The 25,496-nt window shown below is 74.9% G+C and carries 26 protein-coding genes and 1 pseudogene; 10 read left to right on the top strand and 17 right to left on the bottom strand.

Annotation, left to right across the window (positions count from 1 at the left end; translation table 11 throughout):
- Nucleotides 1-165: 165 nt before the first annotated feature.
- From AB0H75_RS22325 to AB0H75_RS22295, 7 genes are all read right to left on the bottom strand, one after another.
- Entirely contained in the window at nt 166-1,329 is a 1,164-nt protein-coding gene (locus AB0H75_RS22325; RefSeq protein WP_367798985.1) for a class I SAM-dependent methyltransferase, read from the bottom strand.
- Nucleotides 1,326-2,222 carry an alpha/beta fold hydrolase gene (locus AB0H75_RS22320; RefSeq protein ID WP_367798984.1) on the bottom strand — a complete coding sequence of 299 codons (897 nt, stop codon included), beginning with the start codon at nt 2,220-2,222 and terminating at the stop codon, nt 1,326-1,328. Before AB0H75_RS22320 ends, AB0H75_RS22325 begins: the two co-directional genes overlap by 4 nt.
- Nucleotides 2,219-3,949 carry an acyl-CoA dehydrogenase family protein gene (locus tag AB0H75_RS22315; protein ID WP_367798983.1) on the bottom strand — a complete coding sequence of 577 codons (1,731 nt, stop codon included), beginning with the start codon at nt 3,947-3,949 and terminating at the stop codon, nt 2,219-2,221. The genes AB0H75_RS22320 and AB0H75_RS22315 overlap by 4 nt, the downstream gene beginning before the upstream one ends.
- A gap of 13 nt (nt 3,950-3,962) precedes the next feature.
- Nucleotides 3,963-5,600, bottom strand: a complete 1,638-nt coding sequence (locus AB0H75_RS22310) for an acyl-CoA dehydrogenase family protein (RefSeq protein ID WP_367798982.1) — start codon at nt 5,598-5,600, stop codon at nt 3,963-3,965.
- The gene (locus AB0H75_RS22305; RefSeq protein WP_367798981.1) at nt 5,597-7,324 is read right to left on the bottom strand and encodes an AMP-binding protein; all 1,728 of its coding nucleotides are present in this window, start codon (nt 7,322-7,324) and stop codon (nt 5,597-5,599) included. Before AB0H75_RS22305 ends, AB0H75_RS22310 begins: the two co-directional genes overlap by 4 nt.
- Nucleotides 7,321-7,596 carry an acyl carrier protein gene (locus AB0H75_RS22300; RefSeq protein ID WP_367798979.1) on the bottom strand — a complete coding sequence of 92 codons (276 nt, stop codon included), beginning with the start codon at nt 7,594-7,596 and terminating at the stop codon, nt 7,321-7,323. The genes AB0H75_RS22305 and AB0H75_RS22300 overlap by 4 nt, the downstream gene beginning before the upstream one ends.
- 199 nt (nt 7,597-7,795) lie before the next feature.
- A complete protein-coding gene (locus tag AB0H75_RS22295; protein ID WP_367798977.1) occupies nt 7,796-8,395 on the bottom strand; it encodes a TetR/AcrR family transcriptional regulator in 600 nt (199 codons plus the stop codon).
- A 148-nt stretch (nt 8,396-8,543) separates the two neighbouring features.
- On the opposite strand from AB0H75_RS22295, the gene AB0H75_RS22290 reads away from it, so the two are divergent.
- Complete coding sequence (locus AB0H75_RS22290; protein ID WP_367798975.1) at nt 8,544-8,768, top strand: hypothetical protein; 225 nt, start codon at nt 8,544-8,546, stop codon at nt 8,766-8,768.
- Here AB0H75_RS22290 and AB0H75_RS22285 read toward each other — a convergent pair.
- Entirely contained in the window at nt 8,704-9,954 is a 1,251-nt protein-coding gene (locus AB0H75_RS22285; protein WP_367798973.1) for an AsnC family transcriptional regulator, read from the bottom strand. The two genes, AB0H75_RS22290 and AB0H75_RS22285, sit on opposite strands and share 65 nt — an antisense overlap.
- An 82-nt stretch (nt 9,955-10,036) precedes the next feature.
- On the opposite strand from AB0H75_RS22285, the gene AB0H75_RS22280 reads away from it, so the two are divergent.
- Nucleotides 10,037-11,005 carry an NAD(P)H-binding protein gene (locus AB0H75_RS22280; protein WP_367798971.1) on the top strand — a complete coding sequence of 323 codons (969 nt, stop codon included), beginning with the start codon at nt 10,037-10,039 and terminating at the stop codon, nt 11,003-11,005.
- Here the strand turns inward: AB0H75_RS22280 and AB0H75_RS22275 are convergent.
- Nucleotides 10,941-11,264, bottom strand: coding sequence for a YciI family protein (locus AB0H75_RS22275; RefSeq protein ID WP_367798969.1), 324 nt, complete (start codon nt 11,262-11,264; stop codon nt 10,941-10,943). The genes AB0H75_RS22280 and AB0H75_RS22275 overlap by 65 nt on opposite strands.
- Before the next feature lie 164 nt (nt 11,265-11,428).
- Nucleotides 11,429-12,367, bottom strand: coding sequence for an MBL fold metallo-hydrolase (locus AB0H75_RS22270; protein ID WP_367798967.1), 939 nt, complete (start codon nt 12,365-12,367; stop codon nt 11,429-11,431).
- Nucleotides 12,368-12,518: 151 nt separating this feature from the next.
- Between AB0H75_RS22270 and AB0H75_RS22265 the strand changes: the two genes are divergently transcribed.
- The 4 genes from AB0H75_RS22265 to AB0H75_RS22250 all read left to right on the top strand — a co-directional run bounded on the left by AB0H75_RS22265 (nt 12,519) and on the right by AB0H75_RS22250 (nt 16,328).
- Nucleotides 12,519-12,920 carry a MarR family winged helix-turn-helix transcriptional regulator gene (locus tag AB0H75_RS22265; protein ID WP_367798965.1) on the top strand — a complete coding sequence of 134 codons (402 nt, stop codon included), beginning with the start codon at nt 12,519-12,521 and terminating at the stop codon, nt 12,918-12,920.
- 200 nt (nt 12,921-13,120) lie between these two features.
- Nucleotides 13,121-14,863, top strand: a complete 1,743-nt coding sequence (locus tag AB0H75_RS22260) for a pyruvate dehydrogenase (protein WP_367798963.1) — start codon at nt 13,121-13,123, stop codon at nt 14,861-14,863.
- A 110-nt stretch (nt 14,864-14,973) separates the two neighbouring features.
- On the top strand, nt 14,974-15,981 hold the full coding sequence (locus AB0H75_RS22255; protein ID WP_367798961.1) for a pirin family protein: 1,008 nt from the start codon (nt 14,974-14,976) through the stop codon (nt 15,979-15,981).
- A gap of 2 nt (nt 15,982-15,983) precedes the next feature.
- Complete coding sequence (locus tag AB0H75_RS22250) at nt 15,984-16,328, top strand: tetratricopeptide repeat protein (RefSeq protein WP_367798959.1); 345 nt, start codon at nt 15,984-15,986, stop codon at nt 16,326-16,328.
- 71 nt (nt 16,329-16,399) lie between these two features.
- Here the strand turns inward: AB0H75_RS22250 and AB0H75_RS22245 are convergent, their stop codons facing one another.
- Nucleotides 16,400-17,155, bottom strand: a complete 756-nt coding sequence (locus tag AB0H75_RS22245; RefSeq protein WP_367798957.1) for an ABC transporter permease — start codon at nt 17,153-17,155, stop codon at nt 16,400-16,402.
- A 59-nt stretch (nt 17,156-17,214) separates the two neighbouring features.
- Nucleotides 17,215-17,856, bottom strand: a pseudogene (locus AB0H75_RS22240) (ABC transporter ATP-binding protein); the annotation flags it as partial.
- Nucleotides 17,857-17,943: 87 nt separating this feature from the next.
- Here AB0H75_RS22240 and AB0H75_RS22235 point away from each other — a divergent pair.
- Together AB0H75_RS22235 and AB0H75_RS22230 are read left to right on the top strand one after the other, a co-directional pair.
- Entirely contained in the window at nt 17,944-19,056 is a 1,113-nt protein-coding gene (locus tag AB0H75_RS22235) for a sensor histidine kinase (RefSeq protein WP_367798955.1), read from the top strand.
- Complete coding sequence (locus AB0H75_RS22230; protein WP_367798953.1) at nt 19,053-19,682, top strand: response regulator; 630 nt, start codon at nt 19,053-19,055, stop codon at nt 19,680-19,682. Before AB0H75_RS22235 ends, AB0H75_RS22230 begins: the two co-directional genes overlap by 4 nt.
- On the opposite strand, the gene AB0H75_RS22225 is transcribed toward AB0H75_RS22230, so the two are convergent.
- On the bottom strand, nt 19,651-21,102 hold the full coding sequence (locus AB0H75_RS22225) for a glycosyltransferase family 39 protein (RefSeq protein WP_367798951.1): 1,452 nt from the start codon (nt 21,100-21,102) through the stop codon (nt 19,651-19,653). The two genes, AB0H75_RS22230 and AB0H75_RS22225, sit on opposite strands and share 32 nt — an antisense overlap.
- 372 nt (nt 21,103-21,474) lie before the next feature.
- Nucleotides 21,475-22,326 carry an SDR family NAD(P)-dependent oxidoreductase gene (locus AB0H75_RS22220; protein ID WP_367798949.1) on the bottom strand — a complete coding sequence of 284 codons (852 nt, stop codon included), beginning with the start codon at nt 22,324-22,326 and terminating at the stop codon, nt 21,475-21,477.
- A 155-nt stretch (nt 22,327-22,481) separates the two neighbouring features.
- Between AB0H75_RS22220 and AB0H75_RS22215 the strand changes: the two genes are divergently transcribed.
- Nucleotides 22,482-22,610 (top strand): hypothetical protein, encoded by a 129-nt coding sequence (locus AB0H75_RS22215; protein ID WP_367798947.1) that lies wholly within the window; start codon nt 22,482-22,484, stop codon nt 22,608-22,610.
- Here AB0H75_RS22215 and AB0H75_RS22210 read toward each other — a convergent pair.
- From AB0H75_RS22210 to AB0H75_RS22200, 3 genes are read right to left on the bottom strand one after another with little or no spacing between them, the layout of a single operon-like run.
- Nucleotides 22,592-22,924 carry a recombinase family protein gene (locus AB0H75_RS22210; RefSeq protein WP_367798945.1) on the bottom strand — a complete coding sequence of 111 codons (333 nt, stop codon included), beginning with the start codon at nt 22,922-22,924 and terminating at the stop codon, nt 22,592-22,594. The genes AB0H75_RS22215 and AB0H75_RS22210 overlap by 19 nt on opposite strands.
- Before the next feature lie 12 nt (nt 22,925-22,936).
- Nucleotides 22,937-23,539, bottom strand: coding sequence for a DNA-binding response regulator (locus AB0H75_RS22205; RefSeq protein WP_367798943.1), 603 nt, complete (start codon nt 23,537-23,539; stop codon nt 22,937-22,939).
- Nucleotides 23,539-24,696 carry a sensor histidine kinase gene (locus AB0H75_RS22200; RefSeq protein WP_367798941.1) on the bottom strand — a complete coding sequence of 386 codons (1,158 nt, stop codon included), beginning with the start codon at nt 24,694-24,696 and terminating at the stop codon, nt 23,539-23,541. The genes AB0H75_RS22205 and AB0H75_RS22200 overlap by 1 nt, the downstream gene beginning before the upstream one ends.
- 188 nt (nt 24,697-24,884) lie before the next feature.
- Here AB0H75_RS22200 and AB0H75_RS22195 point away from each other — a divergent pair, with 188 nt between their 5' ends.
- On the top strand, nt 24,885-25,478 hold the full coding sequence (locus tag AB0H75_RS22195) for a DUF6010 family protein (protein ID WP_367798939.1): 594 nt from the start codon (nt 24,885-24,887) through the stop codon (nt 25,476-25,478).
- Nucleotides 25,479-25,496: the final 18 nt, after the last annotated feature.

Below are 25,496 nucleotides of genomic sequence, written 5' to 3'. Positions count from 1 at the left end.
CAGGGCGACCCCGGCGAGGACCCGCTCAAGTGGCGGTCGGTGCGGTGAGAGCGGTGGCTGATCGGCCCGAGGCTCCGGTGTCAAACGCGCAGCGCCGCCCCCGGCCGAGCAGAGGTGAGGCTGTGCCGATCAGGGACTGTTCCGTCCCGGGTCGGGACGGAACGGTCACGGGCGTTCGGCCACGAAGCCGCCGAACGGCCAGAACTCCAGGTCGCGCTCGCCCGGCAGGGCCCGGAACGACGGGAACCCGGCGTCGGTCAGCGATCTGGCCCACTCCTGCTGGGTGAGGTAGCCGACGTTGACGCGGCGCGGCGGGTCCAGGACGGCCCGGTTGTAGCTGTGCAGGCTGGTCTGCAGCACCTCGCAGGGGAAGAACATGCCGGGCCGGGTACGGTTGCCGGAGGTGAAGACGAGCCAGCCGCCCGGCTTGAGGATGCGGTGGCAGCCGCGCAGCACCTCGTGCAGGTTCTCCACGTCGTGCAGCACGTTCTCCAGGATGATCAGGTCGGCGGCGCCGTCCTGGAGGTAGGGCACGTCGTCGTAGGAGCCGAGGTCGTCCAGGTCCACCCGGTCGAAGGAGGTCACGGCCAGCAGCTCGGGCGCCTCCTGGCGGAGCATCTCCCTGGCGCCCTGCATGAGCTCGCGGCTGATGTCGGTGAAGCCGTAGTGCCGGATCGCCCGTGCCCGCTCGCGGAACCCGTCGATCTGCAGGGCCGCGCGGACGGTGGCGCCGACGCCGGCGCCGCCCTCGAACACCACGATGGGGTCGCCGGCGCGCAGCCGCTGGTCGAGCACCCGCGCGACGAGGCTGTTGCAGGTCTGCTTGGGCGCCACCTCCACCATCAGGTACTGCCAGATGCGCCAGGTCTCGGCGACGCCGATGCGCCGCTCCATCGCGGCGAGGCCGTCCACGCCGCGCAGCACCTCCCCGGCGACCGACTCGACCGCGCGCAGCGCGACCATGGTGGCGGTGTCCGGCGAGGAGACGCCGGCCAGGTAGACGTCCTCGGGGGTCCGCGCGCGGCGGGCCAGCTCGGGGGTGGGACGGTAGACGTAGCCGTCGCGGATGAGGTCGCCGCGGTCGGCCAGGTACTCGATGAGGCGCTTGCGGAAGAAGTACGGCTGCCGCTCGGAGCCGGTGGACGGGGGTGGCGCGTCCGGGTCGTGCACCGCCTCGCCGCCGGCGAACAGGTGCCGCATGGCGATGCGCGACAGCACCAGGGCGGCCTCGTACCTGATGCGTTCGAGCTTGGCGGTGTACTCCGGGGTGCAGATGTCGCTGATGTCGATCGCCGCTGTGTCGGCGCGCGTCATCGCCGGGACCGTCATGACGTGACCTCCGTGTTGTTGGATCCGAGCCACCGCAGGGCGGCCTCGACGACCGCGTCGGGCCGGTGCGCCCAGCGGAAGTGGTGGGTACGGGCCAGCCCGACCTGCTCGGGTGCCACGTGCGCCCAGGAGACACCGGCGGACGGGAGCCGGTCGGCGAGCTGGCGCGAGCACGCCTCCGGCACGTAGCGGTCCCCGGGCAGCACCACGAACAACGCGGGGACGGTGGAGCGGGACAGGGCCGCCTCGTAGTCCACGGGGCTGCCGTGGACGAGGTAGGCGCCGCGCGTGGCGTCGTGCATCCAGTCGCGCACCACGCCGCGCGCCTCGACGCCGGCGAACGGCAGCCAGCCCGGCAGGTAGCCGTGCAGCGCGGTGGCCAGCCGGATGATCTGCAGGCCGAGGAAGCGGGCCGGGCGGCGGATCCCGGGCACCCGGCCGTACCAGCTCGTGCCGGTGGCGACGAGGACGGTGGCGGCCACGTGCGGCGAGGTCGCGGCGTGCAGCACGCTCAGGTGGCCGCCGAGGCTGTGCCCGAACAGGGTGATCCGCCCGGCGCCGAGCTCGCGGCGCAGCGCCTCGACGATCTGGGGCAGCTCGATGTCGAGCAGCTCGGCGTAGCCGAACGTGGTCGAGCGGGACGGGCGGACCGAGCTGCCGCCGTTGCCGCGCAGGTCGGCCAGCACGGCCGTGTGCCCGCGGGCGGCCAGGGCGGCGGCCACCGCCGTGTAGTAGCTCGCCCGCACGCCCATGGCGGGCAGGCAGAGTACGACCGGGGCGTCCGGCTCGGCGGCGCGGAAGACGACGAGTTCGCTGGTGGCGCCGTCGGTGAAGCTCACGCGCAGGCGTTGCGGCGGGCGGCGGTCGCGGGTGACGGGATCGGTCATGGTCATCTCAGGGGCACCTCGATGTCGGAGAAGAGCCGTCCCTCGTCGTGGGCGCGTTCGAGGCGGTCCAGCGCCTGCCTGCGCAGGGCGGGGTCGGGGGGCTGAGGTTCGCCGCGCCGGGCGGCGATCCGCCGCAGGCACAGCAACAGCCAGGCGCCGGTGGCGTGGAAGGCGTCGCCGTGCCGGTCGCGGTGCGGGCCGTGGAGCGAGGCGCTGTGCCGGTCGTGGGGCCGGTCGTGGGGCCGGTCGTGGGGCCGGGTGCGCAGCCAGCTCGCGGCGCAGGCGGACGCGGCGGGGTCGCCGTCGAGCAGGTCGAGCAGGGCCGCCAGGCGGGGGCCGTACGGGCCGGGAAGGCTCGCGACGGCCGCCCGGAGGGCGTCCCGCGCGGATGGGTCGCGCGGCGCGAGTGGCCCGTCCGGTGCGGGGAGGAACGGGTCGGGCGGTTCCGGCAGGAACGGGCCGGGCGGCAGGCCGGGCTCCGGCGCGACGGCACCGGCCAGGGCGGCGCTTGTCAGGGCGGCATCTGGCAAGGTGGCGTCGGTCAGGGTGGCATCGGTCAGGGCGGCGTCGGCCAGGGTGGCGTCGGTCAGGGCGGGCACCACGGCCACGTCGCGGCGCATCTTCTCGACGATGCCGTGCCAGTGCTCGGTGGCGCAGTACGCCCGCGCCCCCAGCACGACCGCCAGTGACTCGACCGCGTCACCGGCCAGCTCCGGCACCAGGTCACCGGCGGCGGCCGAGGCGGCGGCGAAGCGGCGCGGGTCGGTACGCGCGGTCCTGCACAGGTCGTGGCAGACGGCCTCGGCGACCAGCAGGTCGGTGTAGGCGTCGGCCAGGCGCACGGCCACGGGCTCCAGCTCCAGGATCGGCGCCCCGTACAGCCGCCGCGCGCGCGTGAACGCCACGACCGCGCGCAGACAGGTGTCCAGGCCGCCGAGGGCCAGCGCGGCGACCGCCAGCCGGGCCACCGGCAGGGTCCCGGCGGCCAGCCGCGGGCCCTGTCCAGGCACGCCGATCAGCTCGGCGGCGCTCGCGGGGAAGCCCTCCAGGGTGAGGCGGCCGAGCGCCGAGCCGCGCAGGCCGTGCGGTTCGTACACCGGGTCCGACCGCCAGCGGCCGCCGGGGTCGGCCTCGCGCAGCAGCAGGAACGCGCTGATCCCGGCGCCGGTGCGGGCCAGCAGCGTGGTGCCGGCGGCGTGCCCGTCGTGGCCGGCCAGCAGGGTCGTGCCGCTGAGCCGCCAGGGGCCCGCGTCCGGCCGCGCGTCCACGCCGTACCCGTCCGCGCCATATCCGTCCACGCCGTACCCGTCCGCACAAGGCTCGCCCGTGCCGTGGCCGGGCGCGCCGAGCGGCAGCCCCAGCAGCCGGTGGCCGCGCAGCACGGCGGCGACCGCGCGGCGCTGGACCGGCGTGCCGTGCCGCCAGACGGGCACGCCCGCCAGGAACGCGGCCGCGACGGCGGCGGCCGCCGTCAGGTCGCGTCGCGCCAGCACGCGCAGCAGCGCCAGGCAGGTGTCCAGGGACGCCATCCGGCCGCCCTCGGCGGCGGGGATCAGGTGCTCGGCGAGCCCCCACGACAGCGCCGCGGCGCACAGGTGCCGGGGGAACCTGCCCTCCCTGTCGGCCGTGACGGCCGCGCCGAAGGAGGCCGGGTTGCGCGCGTCCGCGGGGTCGCCGAGGGCGTGGTCGAGCCGGGCGGCCAGGGCGAGGGCGGCCTCGACGGTGGGGTCCACGGGGTCGCCCCTTTCAGGCCGTACGGGTCAGGGACAGCGCCGGGCGGCCGGCGTCGCGCGCGGCGAGCTCCAGGAACAGGGCCTCGGCGATCGTCCCGGACAGCCGGGCGCCGGGGCGCAGCAGCGACTCCACGCCGGCCGCCGTCCAGGGCGCGGGCGCCGAGCGGGCCAGGCAGAGCGCGGCGAACGTGCGCGCGTACCGCTCGCCGACCTGCTGCCCCGCCTCGGAGCGGGGATCGACGTCGCGGCGGGCGTCGGCGAGCAGGTCGTGCCCGGCCCGCCGCAGCAGCGCCGCGGCCCGCCCGCCGCCCTCGTGCCGCTCCAGGCCGGCGCAGGCCCGCGCCAGCCCGGCGGTGACCGGGTCGAGGTCGCACGCCGTGCCCAGCGCGGCCAGCCCCTCGGGGTACGGCCGGGGCGCGAAGTCCGGCCGGAACACCGCGTCGGCGGCGCGCGGGTCGGCGCCCGGCTCGGTCAGGCACGACACCTGGGCCGCCAGCGAGCTGAGCACGACCGGCTCGCTGCCGTCGAACAGGCTGAACAGCCGCGTGTCGCGGACGAGCTTGTCGAAGACGCCGTGCCAGTGGTCCTGGGCGAGCAGGTGGCGCGGGCCCAGCACCCCGGCCAGGCGGCGCAGCCGCTGCTCGGCCAGGTGCGGCACCAGGTACTTGGCGACCGCCGAGGTGACCGGCGCCAGGGCGGGCAGGTGGTGCAGGATCCGCACGCAGCAGGTGGCCAGCGTCTCGGCCACGCGCAGGTCCAGCTCGGCGGCGGCCAGCTCCTGCCGGACCCGCGGCAGACCGGCCGCCTGCCGCCGCAGCGCGTCGTACGCGCAGCTCAGCCCGGTGTCGAACGCGCCGAGGCTGAGCCCGGGCACCAGCGTGCGGATGGTGATGAGCGAGCGGATGGTGAGGTCCAGGCCGCGGCCGGGCCGCCCCAGGACGGCCGAGGACGGCACGAACGCCTCCAGGAACCGCACGCCGGAGATGTCGGCGCCGCGGATGCCGTGGGTGTGGATGCGCGGCAGCGGCTCGTAGCTGCCCGGCGGCAGCCGTTCCATGTCCACCAGCAGCAGGGTGAGCGAGCGCAGCCCGGTCAGGGCCGGCTCGCGGACCAGCAGGCAGACGTACCTGGCCAGCCGGACGTTGTTGATCACCCATTTGGCGCCGTCCAGCCGGTACCCGCCCTCCACCCGGCGGGCGGTCAGCTCGCCGCCGAGCAGGTCGGCGCCGCGGTCGTACTCGGTGAGCGCCAGCGACATCCACTGGCCGCGCAGCACGGCGTCGGCGTAGTCGCGCTGCTGGGCGGGGGTGCCGGCGAGCCACACGGGGGTGCCGGACGCCCACGGCGAGTTGGCGATCACGGCGGTGGTCGGGTCGCGGCGGGCCACGACCCGGCCCAGGGCCAGCAGCTCCTCCAGCGAGGTCAGCCGGCCGCCGAGCGAGGCGGGCACCAGGTGGGCGGGGTAGCCCCAGGAGCGCAGCCGGTCCAGGGAGCTGTGCGGCCAGCGCTCGGCCCGGTCGCCGGCCATGACGGTGGCGTAGGTGAGCGGGCCGGTGGGCCGGTGCGGGTCCCCGAGGGCCCGCTCCAGCTCCAGCGCGGCCGGGAAGACCGGAGGGAAGGCGGGCGGGAAGGAGGGCGGGCAGGCGGTCATGCCGCGCTCCCGATCCGCTCGTCGGCGGTGACGTGCTGGAGGACCCGTTCGAGCGAGCCGGCCACCAGGTGGTCGCGCATGAGCAGGCGCTGGAACTTGCCGCTGGTGGTGCGCAGCAGGCCGCCCCTGCCGAGCAGGACGACGTCCACGCAGGCGCCGCCCAGCTCCTCGGCCGCGGCGGCCCGCAGGTCGCTGACCAGCCCCTCGTACGGGGGCCGCGCGTGGGCGGCCTCGGCCAGCACCGCGATCCGCTCGCCCCGCCCCGCCGCGTGCCCGGCGGGCAGCACGGCGGGCAGCACGACGGCCACGGCCCGCCCCCGGTACACGCCGGGCACCTGGCGGACGCGGGCCTCCACGTCCTCCGGGTAGTGGTTGCGCCCGTTGAGGATGATCATCTCTTTGCGGCGGCCGGTGACGTGCAGCTCCGAGCCGGCCAGGTAGCCGAGGTCGCCCGTCGGGCACCAGGCTCCGGGCGCGGCCGGTGGCCGACGGTGGTAGCCGCGGGTGACCGGCTCGCCCCGTACCTCGATGTCGCCGACCGCCCGCTCGCCGGCCTCGGCGCCGTCCCTGACCACGCGCACCTCGACGCCGGGGGCGGGGACGCCGCAGCTCACGATGCCGCGGGCACCGGGGTCGCCGGGGCGGGCGGGCCTGGCCAGGCCCGCGTCGTTGAGCAGGTCGCGGTCCACCCAGTCCACCCGCGCCCGCTGGCCGGGCGGGGTGAAGGTGACCGCGAGGGTGGCCTCGGCCAGGCCGTAGCAGGGGGTCATGGCGGCCGGGTCGAGCCCGGCGGGCCCGAAGCGGTCCTGGAAGGCGGCGATCAGCCCGGGGTCGATCGGCTCGGCGCCGTTGAGCAGGACCCGGACCGCGGACAGGTCGTAGCCGCCGGCCTCGCCGGCCGGGATGGAGTCGAGCAGGTAGCGGTAGCCGAAGGCGGGGCCGGCGTAGATGGTGGCGCGCAGGTCGCAGAACCAGCGCAGCCAGTCGTCGGGCCGCTTGACGAAGTCCTGGGGGGCGGAGACGTGCACGGCCACGCCCGCGCCGATGGCGGCCAGTGTGGAGAACAGGCCCATGTCGTGCGAGAGCGGCAGCCAGTGGCAGGTCACGTCGCCGGGCCTGGCGGCGACGCCGCGCTGGATGACGCGCAGGCCGGCCAGCACGTTGCGGTGGGTCAGCGCGACGCCGCGGGGGGCGGAGGTGCTGCCGGAGGTGTACTGGATGAGCGCCAGGTCCTCGGCGCCGGTCGGCGGCGGGTCGTGCGGCCCGGGCTCGCCGAGCAGGCGGGCGTACGGGCCGACCAGCCGCGACAGCGGGACGATCCGCAGGCCGGGGGCGAGCTCGGCGAACGGCTCGGCGTACAGGTCGTCGATCACCGCGACGCGCGCGCCGCTGTCGGCCAGCACGTGCCGCATGCGCGACAGGAACGCCTTGGTGAACCCGGTGGACACGGCGAGGGGGACGAGCACGGCGCCGGCCAGCGCGACCCCGCCCGCGACCCGGAGGAAGTCGAGCGGCGACTGCAGGAGCACGGCCACCGGCGTGCCGGGGAGCGCGCCGCTGGAGCGCAGCCGGGCGGCCGCGTCGCGGCCGTCGCGCAGCAGCTCGCGGAAGGTCAGGCGGGTGCCCGGGGTGAGTGTGCCGGCGACCTGGCCCGGATGCAGCTCGGCCGCCCGGACGAACATCTCACCCAGGGTCCGGACGTCCGGCGGGGTGAGCGCGTTCAAGCAACCTTCTCCTGTTCCTGCACGCACAGCCGGTGGACCTCGTCGGCGATCTCGCGCAGGGTGCCGGTGCGGAACAGCACCTCGTTGTCCAGCTCGATGCCGAACGTGCGCTCGATGCGGCCCGCGATGCGCAGCAGCTTGATGGACTCGACGAGGCTCAGGTCGGTGATCCTGGCCTCGTCGCCGATGGTGTCCTCGGGGACCTGCAGGACCCGGGCCACGATGCCCCGCAGGGCGTGGGCGACGGCCTCGTGGGTGAGCTGCTCTGCCATTGATAACCCCATTTCCTGGTGTCATGCGGTGACGCAAGGCCACCGTAGGCAGCGGCCGTGAGCGGCCCAACCCCTACAATTCCGGCCTCCGGATGTGACGTGGGTCACCTGGAGGAACGGGCGGGATAGGGGGCTCGGACAGGGGATGCGGGGTGCGGGGCCTGCGGGAGATGGAGGACTCCCAGGGACGTGCGGGGTGTCAGGCCAGGTCGCCCGGCCGGGTGGCGGCGGCCAGCAGGGTGAGGGCGGCGGCGCGGGCCTCGGTGCCGGGCACGCGCGGGTCGCGGTGGGCGGCCACGACGGTGGCGCCCTCGACCAGCATGAGCAGCTGGCGGCCGAGCAGGTCGGGGTCGGGGGCGCCGGCGCGGGCGGCGATGCCGGTCAGCAGGGCGAGGTGGCGGCCCAGGTGCCGGGTGGTGATGGCGCGCACGGCCGGGACGTGGTGCTGGGCGGCGGCGTTGACCAGGGCGCAGCCGCGGAAGGCGGGCTCCTCGTACCACTGCTGGAGGGCGTCGAAGACGGCGGCGAGCTGGGCGGCCGGGTCGTCGCCGGCCGCCGCGACGGCCTGGCCGACCCAGGCGATCACCCGGTCGCTGCGGGCCTCCAGCACGGCCTCCACCAGGCCGTCCTTGGTGCCGAAGTGCCGGTAGAGCGTCTCCTTCGACACCCCCAGGCGGGTGCACAGCTCGGCGACGCCGATGCCGTCGAGGCCGCGCTCGTACAGCAGGGCCGTGGCCGCCCGGAGGATGGCGGCGCGGGTGCGGCGCGGGTCGAGGGTCGAGCCCTTGGGGACTGGCATGCCTAGATGGTACCTATCGGTTCGATGACGCTGCTACGATCCCGGCCGTACCGCGCCGACGATCTTTCTGGAGTGTCCGTGACCGACTTCGTCCTGGTGCCCGGCATGTGCCACGGCGGCGCCGGCCGGGCACAGCTACGGCGGCACGGTGATCACCGGCGCCGCCGACCGCGCGCCGGAGCGGGTGTGGCGCAGGACGTACGTGTACGCGGCCGGCTGGGACGGCCCGTCGCCGTTCACCGCCACCTACGAGCGCCTGCGCGACGATCCCGGCTGGCGGGCGGTCGCGCTGGACGGCGGGCACACCCTCATGCGCGACGCCCCGGACGACCTGGCGCGGGTGCTGGCGGAATCAGCGGCCCCGACCGCTTGAGCGTACGCATCACGGGCGCGCTCTCCAGCTCCCGCACGCCCTTCAGCGGCGCCACCCGCTCGCTCAGGTAGCGGTACAGGTCGCCGGTGTCGCGGCAGGTCACCGCGGCCATGAGGTTGGCGGGGCCGGTGACGGCGGCGGCGACGTCCACCTCCTCGTGGGCGGCGAGCGCGGCCCCGACGGCGGCCAGCCGGGCGGGCCGCACCTTCAGCCACAGCCACGCCTCGGCCCGGTAGCCGAGCGCGCGCGGCGGGACCTCGACGTCGAAGGCGAGCAGCCCGCCGCCGCGCAGCCACTCCAGCCGGCGGCGCACGGTGGAGGGGGACCAGCCGCAGGCGGCGGCCAGCTCGGCGTGCCCGGCGCGGCCGTCCCTGGCCAGCACGCGCAGCAGGGCCCGGTCCTGCTCGCCCAGCACGACCGCCTCCCTGGGCACGGCCTCCCTGGGCACGGCCTCCCCGGGCACGGCCTCGCCGGGCACGGCCTCGCCGTGCGGCGTGGCCGGCGGCGGGTACGGCCGGGATGCCCGCTCCGCCCGGCCCGCTGATGGGCCCGTTGATGGCCCCGCTGCCGGGCCCGCTGATAGGCCCGCGGGCGGACACAGCTGGGACTCCTGCTCCGGCGACAGCGCGCTCACCCTGCTGCGCCAGCCCGCGAAGAGGTGCAGCGTGGCGTGCGCGGACATGGACAACACGCGCGGCGTGCGCGGCAGCCTGCGCAGCAGCAATGCCTCCCCGCCGCCACGGTCCCACGTCGCGGCGCCCGCCTCACCGCCCGTCCCGCTGCCCGTCCCGCCGCGCGCGCCGCCCGTACCGTTCGCGCCGTCAGCGCCGTCCGGCCCGTCCGGGCCGTTCTCGGCGCGGATGCCGCAGGCGATCTCGGTGCCGCCCGACAGCAGCCGCACCCACGCGGTGTCCTCGCGCCGGGCCAGCGCCTCGGCCACCGGACCGGCGGCGTCGGGGGCGCAGGTCAGCCGGACCGACCAGGCGGTGTGCCCCAGCCGGCCGCCGTCGGGCACGCCGACCACGCGCAGCAGGCCGCGCGAGCGCATCGCCCGGTAGCGGCGGGCCACGGTGTGCTCGGAGACGCCCAGCACCCCGGCGATCCTGCTGAACGGCGCCCGCCCGTCGAGCTGCAACGCGTGCACGACAGCGCGGTCGAGACCGTCGAGCATGCCAGAATTCGCCATGATCCAGTGTCCCACGCCGGATACCGTCGCCCGAGCCGCCCCGGGCTGCGCCGGCACGCCCGCGGGCCCGATCGTGGACGGCATGACGACGAGCACATACCTGGTCTTCGGCGGCACCGGCAACGTCGGCAGGAGGGTGGCCGCCCGGCTGGCCCGCGCGGGCGCCCGGGTCCGGGCCACCACCCGCCGCCCGCGCGAGGCGGACCTGCCCGCCGGCGTCGAGGCCGTCCTGCCCGACCTGGCCGCCCCGGGCGTCCTGGACGGCGTGACGGCGGCGTTCCTGATGTGGCCCTTCCATTCCGAACGCCCGGCCCGCCCGATCGTGGACGCCCTGGCCCGCGCGACCCGCCGCGTGGTCTTCATGACCGGCGGCGGCGTCCGCCCCGGGCTGGCTCCGCACGAGCAGCCCACCCCGCTGGCCCGCCGGCACGCGGCGGTGGAGGACCGGATCGAGCGCTCCGGCCTGGAGTGGACGATCCTGAGCCCGAGCACGTTCATGGCCAACACGCTGTGGTGGCGCGGCCAGATCCGGGCGGGCGACACGGTGCGCGGCGCCTACGGGTCGCTGGTGATGACCCCCATCCACGAGGACGACATCGCCGCGGTCGCGGTGCGCGCGCTCACCGAGCCCGGCCACGCCGGACGCCGCTACGAGCTGACCGGCCCGCAGGCGCTGACCCAGGCCGAGCAGGTACGGGCGATCGGCGAGGGCATCGGCCGCCCGCTGCGCTGGCAGGAGCTGCCCCCGCGCGAGGAACGCGCCCGCCTGCTGGCCGACCCCTCCTTCCCGGCCGCCTTCGCCGACGAGCTGCTGGACGGCTACGCCGCGATGGCCGCCGCCCCTGCCCCGGCCGTCACCGGCACCGTCCAGGAGCTCACCGGCACCGCCCCGGCCACGCTGCGGGAGTGGGCCGCCGAGCACGCCGCCGCCTTCGCGCCCCCCGGCGCCGGCGGCGGCGACCGCGGTCAGCCCGGCGTCGATCCGTTCACAGGAACGGCCGCACCTCGATCTTCCGGTCGCAGATCCTCGATGCCTCGGTGGCGAGCTTGAGCGCCACGTCCAGGTCGGGTGCCTCCCAGATCCAGACGCCGGCGAGGTACTCCTTCGACTCCACGAAAGGCCCGTCGCTGAACACCGCCTGCTCACCCCGGTTGTCGACGACCGTGGCCGTGCCGGTGTCGGCGAGCCCGCCCGCGAAGACCCAGTGGCCCTCGGCGATCAGCCGTTCGTTGAACACGCTGATGGCGGGCTGCCTGTCCGTGGCGCCGGGGTTGTTCTTGTCGTCGATCACGGAAACCAGGTAACGCATCTGGCGATCATCTCCTGTGGTGTCGGGGCGGCGCGGCCCGGTGGTCGGGCACTCCAGGCCCTTGCATATCGTGGACGCCCGGCCGGCCGGTAGACCTGGATCGTCACGCCCTCGGTGCCGGTCCGCGACACGACCCGGCCGCCTCCTGCCGATCCCGGCGGTCCTCAGGCGACGGGGACCCAGGTGAGGCGGCCGTCGGGGCGGCGTTCGGCGCGGCCGAAGACCACGTCGGCGAAGTGGCCGCCGTAGCCGAGGGTGCCGGGGCGGCTCAGCTCCTCGACCAGGCGCCGGCGGTGCCGGGCGGACTCGGCGGGGTCGTGGTCGATGCCGCAGGACCATTCGGGGTGGGTGACCTGGACGGGCGAGTGCAGCGCGTCGCCGAAGGCGATCAGCCGCCGGCCGCCGCCGGTGATGGTGTAGGCGGTGTGGCCGGCGGTGTGCCCGGCCGCGAAGGAGACCCGGACGCCGGGGAAGATCTCCTCGCCGTCCGCGACGGGCCGGACGGCGGGCGCGAGGACGGCCAGGCGTTCCGCGGGGGTTCCGCCCGCGACGGCCAGGTCACGCCGCTCCCATTCGGGCGCGGCGACGAAGTGGGGGGCGTGCGCGAACGGCGGCGCGTCGGCGCCCGGCTCGGTGCTCCAGCTCCAGCCCAGGTGGTCGGTGTGCAGGTGGGTGATGGCGACGGCCTCGACCTGGCCGGGGTCGCGGCCCAGCCGGCGCAGGCCGTCGAGCAGGTCGCCGCCGTACAGGGGCCCCAGGTAGGGGTTGGCCGGGTCGTCGGGGTGGGACTCGGGCCCGAACCCGGTGTCGATGAGCAGCGCCCGCTCCCCCCGCTCGACCAGCAGCCCGCCGATCCCGGCGACCAGGTTCCCGTCGCCGTCGAGGTGGTCGGCGTGGACCCGCCAGTCGGCGGCGGTGGCGGCGGGCAGCCAGCCGCCGGGCTTGAGCCGGACCAGCCCGTCCGGGACGTAGGTGAGCGTCAGCTCGCCCAGGCGCAGCGAGCGCGGGCGCGGCGGGCTGCTCAGCCGGGCGCGGTCGTACGTGCCGGTGGTGGACGACGGGGTGGCGGACGACGGGGTGGTGGACGACGGGGTGGTGGGCATGACGCACCTCTTGCTCGATTGCTCAGGTTGCTCGGATTGCTCAGGTTGCTCGGGTTGCCGAGGGTCCGCGCCGCCGGGGTGGCGGCGCCCAGCAAAGTTACAACTAGAATGATTCTAATTGCAATGATTCGAGTTGCAGTAGAGTGGTGGCGTGAGTGACGAACGACTGCTGTGCGGGCTGGTCAACGGCCTGGCCAAGCAGATCGAGGCGCATCTGCGCACCCGCGCGGCCACCCTCGGCCTGACCGCCTCGCAGGGCGCGGCGCTGCGCGAGCTGTCCGGCCCCCTGACCCTGCGCGAGCTGGCCGGGCGGATGGCCTGCGAGCCCTCCAACGCCACCTTCGTCGCCGACCGCCTGGAGGAGCAGGGCTACCTCGAACGCCGCCCCCACCCCGGCAACCGCCGCGCCAAGCAGCTCGTCCTGACCCCCGAGGGCGCCGAGCTGCGCGAGCGCCTGCTCGCCCTGCTGTCGCAGGACTCCCCGCTGGCTCCCTTGTCGCCCGGCGAGCAGGACACCCTGCAACACCTGCTCGCCAGGGCCGTCACCCGCTAGCTCGCGCCCCGGGCGCCGGCAGCCGTCCGTCGGGATGGATGCGGTGCGGTGGGTCGGGGGCGGGTCAAGTGGTGGCCGGTGGCCGTCCCGGATAGCCCGCCAGTACCGCAAAGTCCGGTCGCCGGGCGTCCCGGCGGGGCAGGGCCCTGCGCAGGAGAGCGGCCCGGCCCTGCCGGGACCGGGGTGAAGGAGCTGAGGCAATGGCCAGGCAGACGGTCGCGGAACAGTTCGTGGACGTGCTGGCGCGCGCGGGCGCCCGCCGCATGTACGGCGTCGTCGGCGACAGCCTCAACCCCGTCATCGACGCGGTGCGCCGCCACCCCTCGATCGAGTGGGTGCAGGTGCGCCACGAGGAGACCGGGGCGTTCGCCGCCGGCGCCGAGGCGCAGCTCAGCGGGCGGCTGGCCGCCTGCGCCGGCAGCTGCGGCCCCGGGCACCTGCACCTGATCAACGGCCTGTACGACGCGCACCGCAGCATGGCGCCGGTGCTGGCGCTGGCGGCGCACATCCCCAGCGCCGAGATCGGCACCTCCTACTTCCAGGAGACCCACCCGGACCGGTTGTTCACCGAGTGCAGCCACTACTGCGAGCTGATCTCCCACCCGGCGCAGATGCCGCGGGTCCTGCAGACCGCCGTCCAGCACGCGATCGGCCGTTCCGGCGTCGCCGTCGTCGGCCTGTCGGGCGACGTGGCCGGGCAGGACGCCCCGCGGCAGGCCGCCGCGTCGGCGATGGTCACCCGGCGTCCCGCCGTGCGGCCCGGCGACGCCGAGATCGACGCGCTGGCCCGGATGATCGACGAGGCCGGCGCGGTCACGCTGTTCTGCGGCAGCGGCACGGCGGGCGCCCACGCCGAGGTCATGGCGCTGGCCGAGCGCGTCAAGGCGCCGGTCGGGCACGCGCTGCGCGGCAAGGAGTGGATCCAGTACGACAACCCCTACGACGTCGGGATGTCGGGGCTGCTGGGGTACGGGGCCGCCTACGAGGCGATGCACGAGGCCGACCTGCTCATCCTGCTGGGCACCGACTTCCCGTACACCGCGTTCCTGCCCGAGGGGGTGCGCACCGTGCAGGTCGACATCCGCGCCGAGCACCTGGGCCGCCGCTCCAGGCTGGACCTGGCCGTCTGGGGCGACGTCCGGGAGACGCTGCTCGCGCTCCTCCCGCGCGTGCGGCCCAGGACCGACCGGCGCTTCCTGGACCGGATGCTGCGCAAGCACGCCGACGCGCTGGAGGGCGCGGTGGCGGCCTACACCCGCGACGTCGGCGGCCACCGGCCGATCCACCCCGAGTACGTCGCCTCCGTCCTGGACGAGGAGGCCGCCGACGACGCGGTCTTCACCGTGGACACCGGCATGTGCAACGTGTGGGCGGCCCGCTACCTGTCCCCGAACGGCCGCCGCCGGGTGATCGGCTCCTTCAGCCACGGCTCGATGGCCAACGCCCTGCCGCAGGCGATCGGCGCGCAGCTGCTCGACCGGGCCCGCCAGGTGGTCGCGCTGTCCGGCGACGGGGGCCTGTCGATGCTGATGGGCGACCTGCTGACGCTGCCGCAGCACGGACTGCCGGTGAAGGTCGTCCTGTTCGACAACTCCTCGCTCGGCATGGTGGACCTGGAGATGATGGTGGGCGGTTTCCTGCCGTACGGGACCACCTATCCGGCCACCGACTACGCCGCGATCGCGCGGGCGGCCGGGATCCACGCCGTGCGGGTCGAGGAGCCGGGCGAGGTCCGGGCCGCGCTGCGCGAGGCGTTCGCCCACGACGGCCCGGCGCTGGTGGACGTCGTCACCGACCCCAACGCGCTGTCCATGCCGCCGCACGTCACCGGCCGCCAGCTGGCCGGTTTCGCGACGACCACCAGCAAGCTGGTCCTGAGCGGCGGCGTCGGCCGCATGATCCAGCTCGCCCGCGCGAACCTGCGCAACATCCCGCGCCCCTGACGGGCGGGCCGCGCCCCGTCCGTCGTGGCCGTTCCCCGGTCCTGGAATGCGCGGCGGCGGCAATTCGTTTCACGGGCACAGAAGTTGAATCTTAAACAGAGAGGGACGTCATGCCCGCCGTCACCGCAGACACCCTGACGCTGCCCCGCCTCGCCGCCCCCGTTCCCGGCCCCGTTCCTGGATCCGCCGCGCGCCCGCGCCCCGTGCGCTCGGTGACGGCCGCGCCCAGCGGTTACGAGGGCGAGGGCTTCCCCGTCCGGCGCGCGTTCGCCGGGGTGCCGCACTCCGTGCTGGACCCGTTCATCCACATGGACCAGATGGGCGAGGTCGAGTACGCGCCCGGCGAGCCGAAGGGCACGCCCTGGCACCCGCACCGCGGCTTCGAGACCGTCACCTACATCATCGACGGCGTCTTCGAGCACCAGGACTCCGCCGGCGGCGGCGGCACGATCACCGACGGCGACACCCAGTGGATGACCGCCGGCTCGGGCCTGCTGCACATCGAGAAGCCGCCGGAGCACCTGGTGGTCTCGGGCGGGCTGTTCCACGGCGTCCAGCTCTGGGTCAACCTGCCCCGCGCCCACAAGTTCCACCTGCCCCGCTACCAGGACATCCGCGCCCGGCAGGCCGCCCTGCTGGCCTCCCCCGACGGCGGCGCGCTGCTGCGCGTGATCGCCGGGGAGCTCGGCGGGCACGCCGGGCCGGGCGTCACGTTCACCCCGATCACCCTGGTGCACGCCACGCTCAGCCCCGGCGCCCGGCTGGAGGTGCCGTGGGAGCCCGGCTTCAACGCCCTGGCCTACGTGCTGGCCGGGCAGGGCGACGTGGGCGCCGAACGCCGTCCCGTCCGCAAGGGCCACCTGGCCGTCTTCGGCGCGGGCGGCGGCCCGCTGACCCTGGGCGCCGGCACCGGCCAGCCGCAGGCCGAGCCCAACCTGGAGGTGCTGCTGCTCGGCGGGCGGCCCATCCGCGAGCCGGTCGTCCACTACGGGCCGTTCGTGATGAACACCCGCGCCGAGATCCTCCAGGCCATGGAGGACTACCAGGCGGGCCGCCTGGGCGTGGTCCCCGCCGAGCGGGTGCCGCACGCCGACGGCCCCGTCCCCGGAAAGGAGTAGCCGTGAGCACGAGCCCCATCACCACGGACATCGGCACGACCGCCGAGGAGTACGCCCGCGGGCGGATGTTCTTCGAGCTGAAGGACTACATCGGGGCCGCGCGCATCCTGGCGCGGGTGGTGGCCGCCGCGCCGGGCGACCTGGCGGCCCGGCTGCTGCTGGCCCGCGCCTACTACCACTCCGCCCAGCTCGGGCGGGCCGAGGCCGAGCTGCGGCTGATCCTGGAGCGCGACCCGGGCGAGGCGTACGCGTACCTGCTGCTCGGCCGGACCCTGCAGCGCCGCAACCGGCCGCGCGAGGCCGCCCCCTACCTGCGGCTGCACGCCGCGATGACCGGAACCGCCTGAAGCCCGCCCGGCACCCGTCCCCCGCACGGGGGTACGGGTGCCGGCCACTGATCCCGTTTCCCCAGCAGCCGCTACTCCAGCCGCGGCGGCTGAGCCGACACCACCGCCACCGCGGCCAGCAGCGGGACCACCCCCCACGCCCCGAGCACCGTGAACGCCGCCCAGACCGGCATGATGTCCGGCGCCTGCTCGATCAGCTGGAGCGCCGGGTACGTCGGCAGGAACCGGTTGACCGGCTCTCCCCAGGGCAGCGTCCGGGCGACGAACGGCAGCACCAGGACGATCGCCGCCAGCGCCGCGACCGCCGCGGCGCCGTTGCGCAGGACCGCGCCGAGCGCCAGCCCGACCAGCGTGGTGACCACGATCATCAGCGTGCCGCCGGCGATCACCGTCCACGCCGCCGCCGGCAGCGCCGAAGGGTGGAACCGCGCGGCCACCAGCCGCCCGAACAGGTAACCGGGCACCGCGATCAGCAGCGAGGCGCCGGCCGCGACCCCGCTCAGCACGGCCGCCTTGGCCAGCAGCACGCGGGCCCGGGACGGCACGGCGACGAAGGTCGTGTCGATCATGCCGGACGCGTGCTCGCCGCTGACGGCCATCGTGCCCAGCATGCCGAGCGGGAGCTGGGCCAGCACCACGCCCACGTACACGGCCACGACGATCCCCATGGCCGCCTGGTCGGCCGTGCGGTCCGGATCCCAGCGCGCGATCACGGTGGAGGCGCCCAGCACCGTCAGCGCCAGCGCCAGCGACACCCCGGCGCCCAACGCCCACCACGTCGAGCGCAGGCTCCGCAGCTTGATCCACTCGGCGGCGACCGCGCTCACGGCGCGCTGCCCGCGACGAGGCCCAGGAACGCCTCCTCCAGCGACGTGCCCGGCCGGACCAGCTCGGCGAGCGCGGCGTCGGCACGCAACCGGCCCCGGGCGACGACGACCAGATGGTCGGCCGTGACCGCCATCTCGCTGATCAGATGGCTCGACACCAGCACGGTACGGCCCTCGGCGGCCAGGGACTTCAGCAGGTCGCGCATCCACCGGACGCCCTCGGGGTCGAGCCCGTTGGCGGGCTCGTCCAGCACCAGCACCCCGGGATCGCCCAGCAGCGCCGCGGCGAGCCCCAGCCGCTGCTTCATGCCCAGCGAGAACCCGCCGACACGCCTGCCCGCCGCGTGGCCGAGCCCCACCAGCTCCAGCAGCGCGCCGACGCGGGCGCGGGAGATGCCGTTGGAGCGGGCCAGCCACCACAGGTGCTGCTCCGCGCGCCGCCCGCCCTGCACCGCGGTCGCGTCCAGCAGCGCGCCGACCTGGGTGAGGGGCCTGCTCAGCTTCCGGTACGGCAGGCCGTTCACCGTGGCCCGCCCGGCGGTGGGCTCGTCGAGCCCGAGGAGCAGCCGCATGGTCGTGGTCTTCCCGGCGCCGTTCGGGCCGAGGAAGCCGGTGATCCTGCCGGGCCGTACGGTGAAGGAAAGGCCGTCCACGGCGAGGGCGCGTCTGAAACGTCTGGTCAGACCGGTGACTTCGATCATGTCCCCCACCCTGCGCCGCGACCGGCCCGCCGCGCATCGGTCCTGAGACCGATCCGCCCGGCCCCGGGGCCGGGCTAGGTTCGTACCGTGCGCGAGCAGATCCGACCTCCCCTGCTGAGCCGGGTGCCGGCCTGGGCCTGGATGACGATCGACACCGGCGTCGCCCTGGTGCTCGCGGCCTCCTTCCTCCAGCTCGTCTCGTCCAGGAGCCCCGCCGAGCCCGGCGTGCTGGACTACGCGGCGGCCCTGGCGACCAGCCTGCCCGTGGCGGTCAGGCGGCTGTGGCCGCGCCCGGTGTTCGTGATCGTCCTGCTGGCCGGGCTGGGCATGCGCGCCTTCCTCGTCCCGCACGCCGACCCGCTCTGCCTGCCCCTGGCCCTGTACACCCTGGCCACGCGCGGCAAGGCGGTGCTCGCGCTGCTGGCGGCGGGCGGCACCGCCGCCCAGGGCATCGTGCAGCTCCCGCTGACCGCCGTGGCCCGCGACCAGCTCGGCCTGGTGCTGGCCATCCTGGTGGCCGCGTGGGCCGCCGGCACGGCCGTACGCCAGCGCGGGCTCTACACCGAGCAGCTCGCCGCGCAGGCGGAGGAGCGGGCCCGCGCGGAGGCGATGGCCGAGCGGCTGCGCATCGCCAGGGAGCTGCACGACGTCATCGGCCACAGCCTCAGCACGATCGCCGTGCAGGCGGGGGTGGCGGGCCATCTCGGCGGAGCCGGCGAGATGAGCCGTACGCTGGCCTCGATCGAGCGCACCAGCAGGTCGGCGCTGCGCGAGACCAGGCAGCTGCTCGGCGTGCTGCGCGAGGACGGCCAGGACGGCCGGGACGCGCTGGTCCCCGCTCCCGGGCTGGCCGACCTGGAGACGCTCGCGGCCGGAGCCAGGGCGGCGGGCCTGGAGGTGGAGCTGAGGATCGACGGCCAGGTGGGCGGGGAGATGGAGCTGACGGTCTACCGCATCGTGCAGGAGGCCCTGACCAACGTGCTCAAGCACGCCGGCGCCCGCCACGTCCTGGTGCGCGTCGAGCGGCGGGAGGGCGAGCTGGCCGTGGAGGTCACCGATGACGGCACGCGCGGCCGGGCCCGCCCCTACGGGCACGGCCTGACCGGGCTGCGCGAGCGGGTGCGGCTGTCCGGCGGCGAGTTCGAGGCGGGGGCGCGCCCGGTGCGCGGCTTCCGCGTGCTGGCGAGGCTGCCGCTGTGATCCGGGTGCTGGTGGCCGACGACCAGGCGCTCATCCGGGCGAGCTTTCGCAGGCTGATCGACTCCGTGCCGGGGTTCCAGGCGGTCGGCGAGGCGGCCACGGGCGCGCAGGCGGTGACGGCGAGCGCGCGCGAGCGTCCCGACCTGGTGCTCATGGACGTGCGCATGCCGGAGATGGACGGGATAGAGGCCACCCGCCGCATCTGCGCCGACCGCCCGCGCACCCGCGTGCTCATCGTGACCACCTTCGACCTGGACGAGTACGTCTACGGAGCGCTGCGGGCGGGCGCCGCGGGTTTCCTGCTCAAGGACACCCCGCCCGCCGAGCTGATCCGCAGCATGAACGTCGTCGCCTCGGGCGAGTCGCTGCTGGCGCCGACCGCCACCCGGCGGCTGATCCAGCGCTTCGTGCACCCGCCGCCGGGGACGGGCGGCCTCGACATCACCGAACGCGAGCGGGAGGTGCTCGTCCTGGTGGCTCGCGGCCTGTCCAACGCCGAGATCGCCCAGAGCCTGTACGTCAGCCTCAGCACGGTCAAGACGCACGTCAGCAGCCTGCTGGCCAAGCTCGGTGCCCGCACCCGGGTCCACCTGGTCATCGCCGCCTACGAGGCCCGTCTGGTCTGACAGGACGCCCGGACGTTCCTCGCGGCCGGTTCCTCCCGCCGGAAAACGCTCGGCCCTCGCTCGGCTCGCCCGGCTCGCCCGGCCGAGGCTGCTCCAGCAGGATCACCGTGACTCCGCGCAGCCGCCACATCCGGCGCGCGACGTGGCCGAGGGCTGACAGCCGCCTCACCTGCGGCACGGCCGCGGGCGTCAGCCGCTCGGCGTCGTCCCGGATCAGCCAGACCCGCGCGCTCACCGGCCGGTCCTGCTTCACGTCCTGCGGCATCCGGCCATAGTGGCGCAGGCCCTCCCGCGACCAGGCGGCCGCGAAGATGATCTGGTCGTCCGGCCGCTCGCCGTCCTCGACGATGCCGGCCGCCTCCCGGTACTGCACCTCGTGTCCCTCGGGAAGCCGTGACTGCACCTGCGGCAGCAGGACGAGCGGCACACATGCCGCGACCACGAGGAACCGTACCCGGCTCAGCCCGAGCAGCAGGACGAACGCGGGCGCGGCCACCAGGACGTAGCGGGAGGCGTACACCGGTGTGGCCAGGTAGGAGGCCGCGTACAGGATCGCCGTCGGAGCCGCGCCCCACACCCCCAGCCCCAGCCTCAGCCTCAGCGAGCCGCCGTCCACCGGCTCGCCGTCCATGCGCTCGCCGACCGCCATGCGGCGCCACAGCCCCGCCAGCGCGCCCGCCACGATCAGCCACCCGGACACCAGCGCCAGGAAATGGCCGGGGTCCGTGGCGGGTTGCCAGGCCGAGGCCGTGCTGCGTAACAGCACGAAGTCCTCCCAGCCGGGCCGGGCCAGCCAGCCGACCTGCTCGATCTGCCCGGCCGACAACCAGGCCAGCGCCAGAGCGGGAGGCGAGCCGACGGCCATCCACGGCACACAGCGTCTCGTCAGCACCAGATGGCCGGGTAACACCAGCACCGCGAACAGATGCGCGCACGGCAGCAACGCCACGCTCACGGCGTAGACCGGCCAGCCGCCGTCCCCGCGCTCGGCCCGGTGCAGCGCCCAGAAGGAGAAGACCGCAGCGGCGACCGCCAGCGCGTACGGCCTGGTCTCCTGACCGAACCTGGAGATCGACGGGAGCAGGAGCAGGGTCACCCCCGCGACCGCACCCGCCTTCGCTCCCCCGATCCGCCGCCCGAGATCCGCCAGCATCCCGGTCGCGACCGCCATGCCCAGCGCCGAGGGCAGCCGCACCCACCAGTCGGCCGTGCCGCCCAGCCGGGTCCACCCGTACATCAGCAGGTAGTACGGCAGGAAGACGATGTCGCGCCGGCGCAGCGTCTCGACCAGGGTGTCAAAAGACGTGACCGCTTTCAGGGTGGCCAGCTCGTCTCCCCACAGGGACGGACTCCACGACCACGCCAGCATGATCAGCAACGCAGCCGCCCCCAGAGCCCACGGCACTATACGGACGTTCACACGAAGTCTTGCCGCCCGCCCGAAAAGGAGTTCGTTCGGCCGGGAGCGCGCGACGGGGACCGACGCGCCGCGCGGTGTCAGGCGTGCGGTGTCAGGGCGGTGCTCGACCGGTACGGCCGGCCGGACATCGGGATGCGGCGGAACAGCGTGTCGAAGACGACCTGCAGTCCGTCATGAACGATTTGTCACCGGTCTTCGGAGCGTGGCGGGGCCGTCGTGTCCGGCCCGAGCTCTCCGCTGAGCGACAAGGGGGCTGGCCTTACCCTGGTCGAGCGTCGAGCTCGGGCCGACGACGCGCGTCGCGCCGCGGGGAGCGCCGTGGGAGCTCCTAGGGAGCGCCGCGGCCCGTGCCTGGCGAAGCCCGGTCAGGGATCAGCGGTTTTCCTGGTCGAGGTTGCCCTGCGCCTGCACCGACAGGTCCTGCCAGTCGTCCCAGATCTTGAGCCGGTCGGCGTAGGCCTGCTGGATCATCGGGTAGAAGCCCTGGCCGAACAGCACCCGCAGCGGCGGGTTGTCGGAGTCGACGAGCTTCAGCAGTGCCTGCGCCGCGGCGGCCGGGTCTCCCGCGGGCATCTTGCCCGTCATCGCGCCGAGCCTCTGGCGCAGACCGTCATAGGCGGGGTCGGTCTTGGCCATGTGGCCGTTGGCCAGCGGGTCGGGGTTGTTGCCGTCCCGGGTGGCGAAGCCGCCGGGCTCGATGATGGTCACCTTGATCCCGAACTCGGCGACCTCCCCGGCCAGCGCCTCGTTCAGGCCCTCCAGCGCCCACTTGGAGGCGTGGTAGGCCCCGCCGAGCGGCATCGCGATGAGCCCGGCCGCCGAGGAGAGCTGGACGATGTGCCCCGAGCGCTGCTCGCGCAGGTACGGCAGCGCGGCCTGGACCACCCACACCGCGCCGAACAGGTTGGTCTCCATCTGGTCGCGCAGCTCCTGCTCGGTGAGCTCCTCCACCGCGCCGATCTGGGCGTAACCGGCGTTGTTGACGATGACGTCGAGCCGGCCGAAGTGCTCCTTGGCCCGCTTGACGCTCTCCAGGACGGCGGCCTTGTCGGTCACGTCCATCGTCAGCTGGAGGATCGCGTCACCGTAGGTGGCGACCAGGTCGTCCAGGCTCGCGGTGCTCCGGGCGGTCGCGGCCACCTTGTCGCCGCGGGACAGGGCGGCCTCGACGAAGTTACGGCCGAGACCGCGGGACGAGCCGGTGATGAACCAGACCTTGCTCATGACGTGTTTCCGTTCCTTCCACGACAACGGTTTACCTTGGTGCAGTCGTTGCACTGGCGTGCAACGACTGCACCAAGATATACTCATGTTGTGAGGCGACGTCAACCCGCCACCGGCCGGGCCCCGATCGACGCGAGGAAGACAGGAGACGATGGATGACCAGTGACGATCCGGTCCGCCCCGGCGGACGCGAAGCGCAGCGCCGCCGCACCCGCGAAGCGATCGTCGACCTGCTGCCCGCTGCGCGACGTCCGCAAGGCGGCCGTCATGCCCTATCGGCCTGATCCGGCTCAGCCGAGTGGCTGCTTTCGCCGCGGACCTGGCCGACCGGCTCGCAGGTCGCTCGGCATGCCGAGTGCTCGCCGGCCGCGATGCCCTCCAGCACCGTGACGCCGATGCCGCGCTCGAACAGGTCGCTCAGGACGATCAGCCCGTCCAGGAGGTTGCGGCCGAACCGGTCGGCTTCCTGACCGGCAAGCAGGTCACCGTCGCGGATATGCGACAGCACGGCCGGCGGCGCGGGCCGGTCGTCGGTCTTGAGCTTGCCGCTGATCTTCTGTTCGTCGGTGCTGACCCGGACGAGGCCGATGAGCGCCACGGCGGCCGCTCTCTAGATCCAGCCCTCCTCCCAGGCCCGGTGCGCGGCGGCGTGCCGGGAAGCCACCCCCAGCTTGCCCATCGCCGCCGACAGGTAGTTGCGCACCGTGCCCGGCGCCAGGTGCACCTGCGCGGCGATCTCCCGGATCGACCCCCCGCCCCGGGCCGCCCGCAGCACCTCCAGCTCGCGATCGGTCAGCGGGCAGTCGTCCTCGGTCAGGGCCGAGGCCGCGATCTCGGGATCGACGTAACGGCGCCCCGCCGCCACCGCGCGGATGATCTGCGCAAGACCGGCGGCCGGCGTCGTCTTCGGCACGAACCCGCTCACCCCCGCCGCCAGCGCCCGGCGCAGCACCCCCGGCCGCGCGTGCCGCGTCACCAGCACGATCCTCGCGTCAGTGGCGGCCCGGATCTCCTCGGCGGCCCGCAGCCCGTCGGCCGGCGGCATCTCCAGATCCAGCACGGCGATGTCCGGGCGGTGCTCCACGGCCAGCCGCACCGCCGCCAGGGAGTCGGCCGCCTCGGCCACGACGGTCAGATCCTCCTCCAGCTCCAGCAGCGCGGCCAGCGCACCCCTGAGCAGATCCTCGTCGTCGGCGATCAGCAACCTGATCATCATCCTCCTTCTTCAGGGACGGGAACGGCCGCCGTCACGGTGAACCGGTCACCGGCCTGGCCCCAGCTCAGCGTGCCACCCGCACCCGCCACCCGCTCGGCCAGCCCGCGCAACCCGGTCCCCCCGCCCGGCTCCGGCACGGCGGGAGCGCCGTCGTTGCTGACGCGCAACCGCACCACCCCGCCGGCCACCTCGCAGGAGACCTCCGCCCGCCGCGCCCGGCTGTGCCGCAGCACGTTGGTGGTCGCCTCCCGCACCACCAGCCCCAGCACGTGGCGGACATCCTCCGGCAAACCCTCACCAGCGCGGCCGGCCGCCAGAACGGCGTCGATCCCGGCCGCCCGCAGCACCTTGGCGGCGTTGGCCAGCTCGCCCTCCAGCGTCGTACGCCGGTAACCCTGCACCACCGCCCGGGTGTCGCGCAGCGCGTCGGTGGCCAGGCCCTGCACCTGGCGCATCTCGGCCGCCGCCCGTACCGGATCGGACCCGGCCAGCCGCGCCGCCAGCTCACTCTTCAACGCGATCACCTGCAGATGATGACCCTGGATGTCGTGCAGGTCGGCGGCGAACCGCAACCGCTCCTCCCGCACCGCCAGCTCCGCCGACAGGCGCCGGGCCTCCTCCAGCCGGGCCGCCACCTCCCACGACCACAGCAGCACCAGCGTCGTCCAGGTGACGAACAGCACCAGCCCGGCCGGGAACGCCGTCGCGAACAACCGCGGCTCACCCGCCAGCCCCCCGACCACCGCCGCCACGGCCGCCGCGACGACGATGACCACCCACCGGCGGCGCGCGGGCAGGAACGTCGCACCGGCCGACACCACCGTCGCCGGAGCCAGCGCCCACAACCCGTACTCGCCCACCAGCAGCAGGACCGCCGCGCAGGCCAGCGCGGCCACCGTCCCGACCACCAGCCACGCCACCGGCACCGGGCCCGGCGGGCGCAACCGCAGGTTGAACAGCACCGTCACGGCCACCGCCGTCACCACCAGCGCCAGCCCGCCGGCCGCGCGCACCGCCGGCGCGATGGCCGCGTCCCCGATCCAGTCCTTGGCACTGAAGGCCAGGAAGAAGACGGTCACGGCGAGAACGCTCCACAACGTGAAGCGGCGGAAACTGGTCAAACCCGGCGCAGGACCGCCCGGAACATCGGACATCTGGCCATTATCGGCCGTGTGACACCTGTCATGCGATCACATGACATGCCCATGCCGGGACGTGCGGTTCCGGCACTGACGGCGACCCCCCGGCCCGCGGGAGGCTGGCACCCACAGACACACCCCTCACCCCTCGCACAACAGACGGGAAGACCGCCATGACCAGCCCCGCGACCCCCATAACCCCTATGACCAGCTCCCCCACCGGCCCGGCCGCCCAGCCGCCCCGACGACGCTACCCGCTCGCGGCACTCGCCGCCCGCTGGCCCACCCTGGTCGCCCTCGGCTCGGCCGCCCTCAGCATCTCCGGCGACGGCGACCCCGCGAGCGAGATCAACGCCCTCGCCGAAACCATGATCATCCTGCCCCTGCTCTACCTCATCGTCGCCAAGCTGAACCGGCCCCGGCTGTCATGGCCCCTCCTGGGCATGAGCCTGGTCACCATCGTCACCCTGCGCCTGCTGGACCTCGCCCCGCCCTCCGCCGTCCTCGGCGCCGTCGCGGCCGCCGTCCTGCTGTGGGGAGCGGCCGGCGGACAGCTCAGCAAGGCCGGCGAGTTCCGTACGCAGGCACTCGGCATGCTCGGCTTCGGCGCGCTCGCCCTGGCCGGACTCCTCGCCGCCCCCGAAGCCGCCCGCTACCTGGTGGCCGCCGGCTGGCTGCTGCACGGCGCCTGGGACTTCGCGCACCTGCGCCGCGGCAAGGTCGTGGCCCGCTCCTACGCCGAATGGTGCGGCGTCGTGGACGTGCTGATCGGCCTCAACCTGCTGGTGTCGGCATGACCGCCCACCAGGGCCGGA

This window comes from Nonomuraea sp. NPDC050783 (assembly GCF_040802095.1).
Classification (GTDB): domain Bacteria; phylum Actinomycetota; class Actinomycetes; order Streptosporangiales; family Streptosporangiaceae; genus Nonomuraea.
This window is presented reverse-complemented; position numbering and strand designations above follow the sequence as displayed.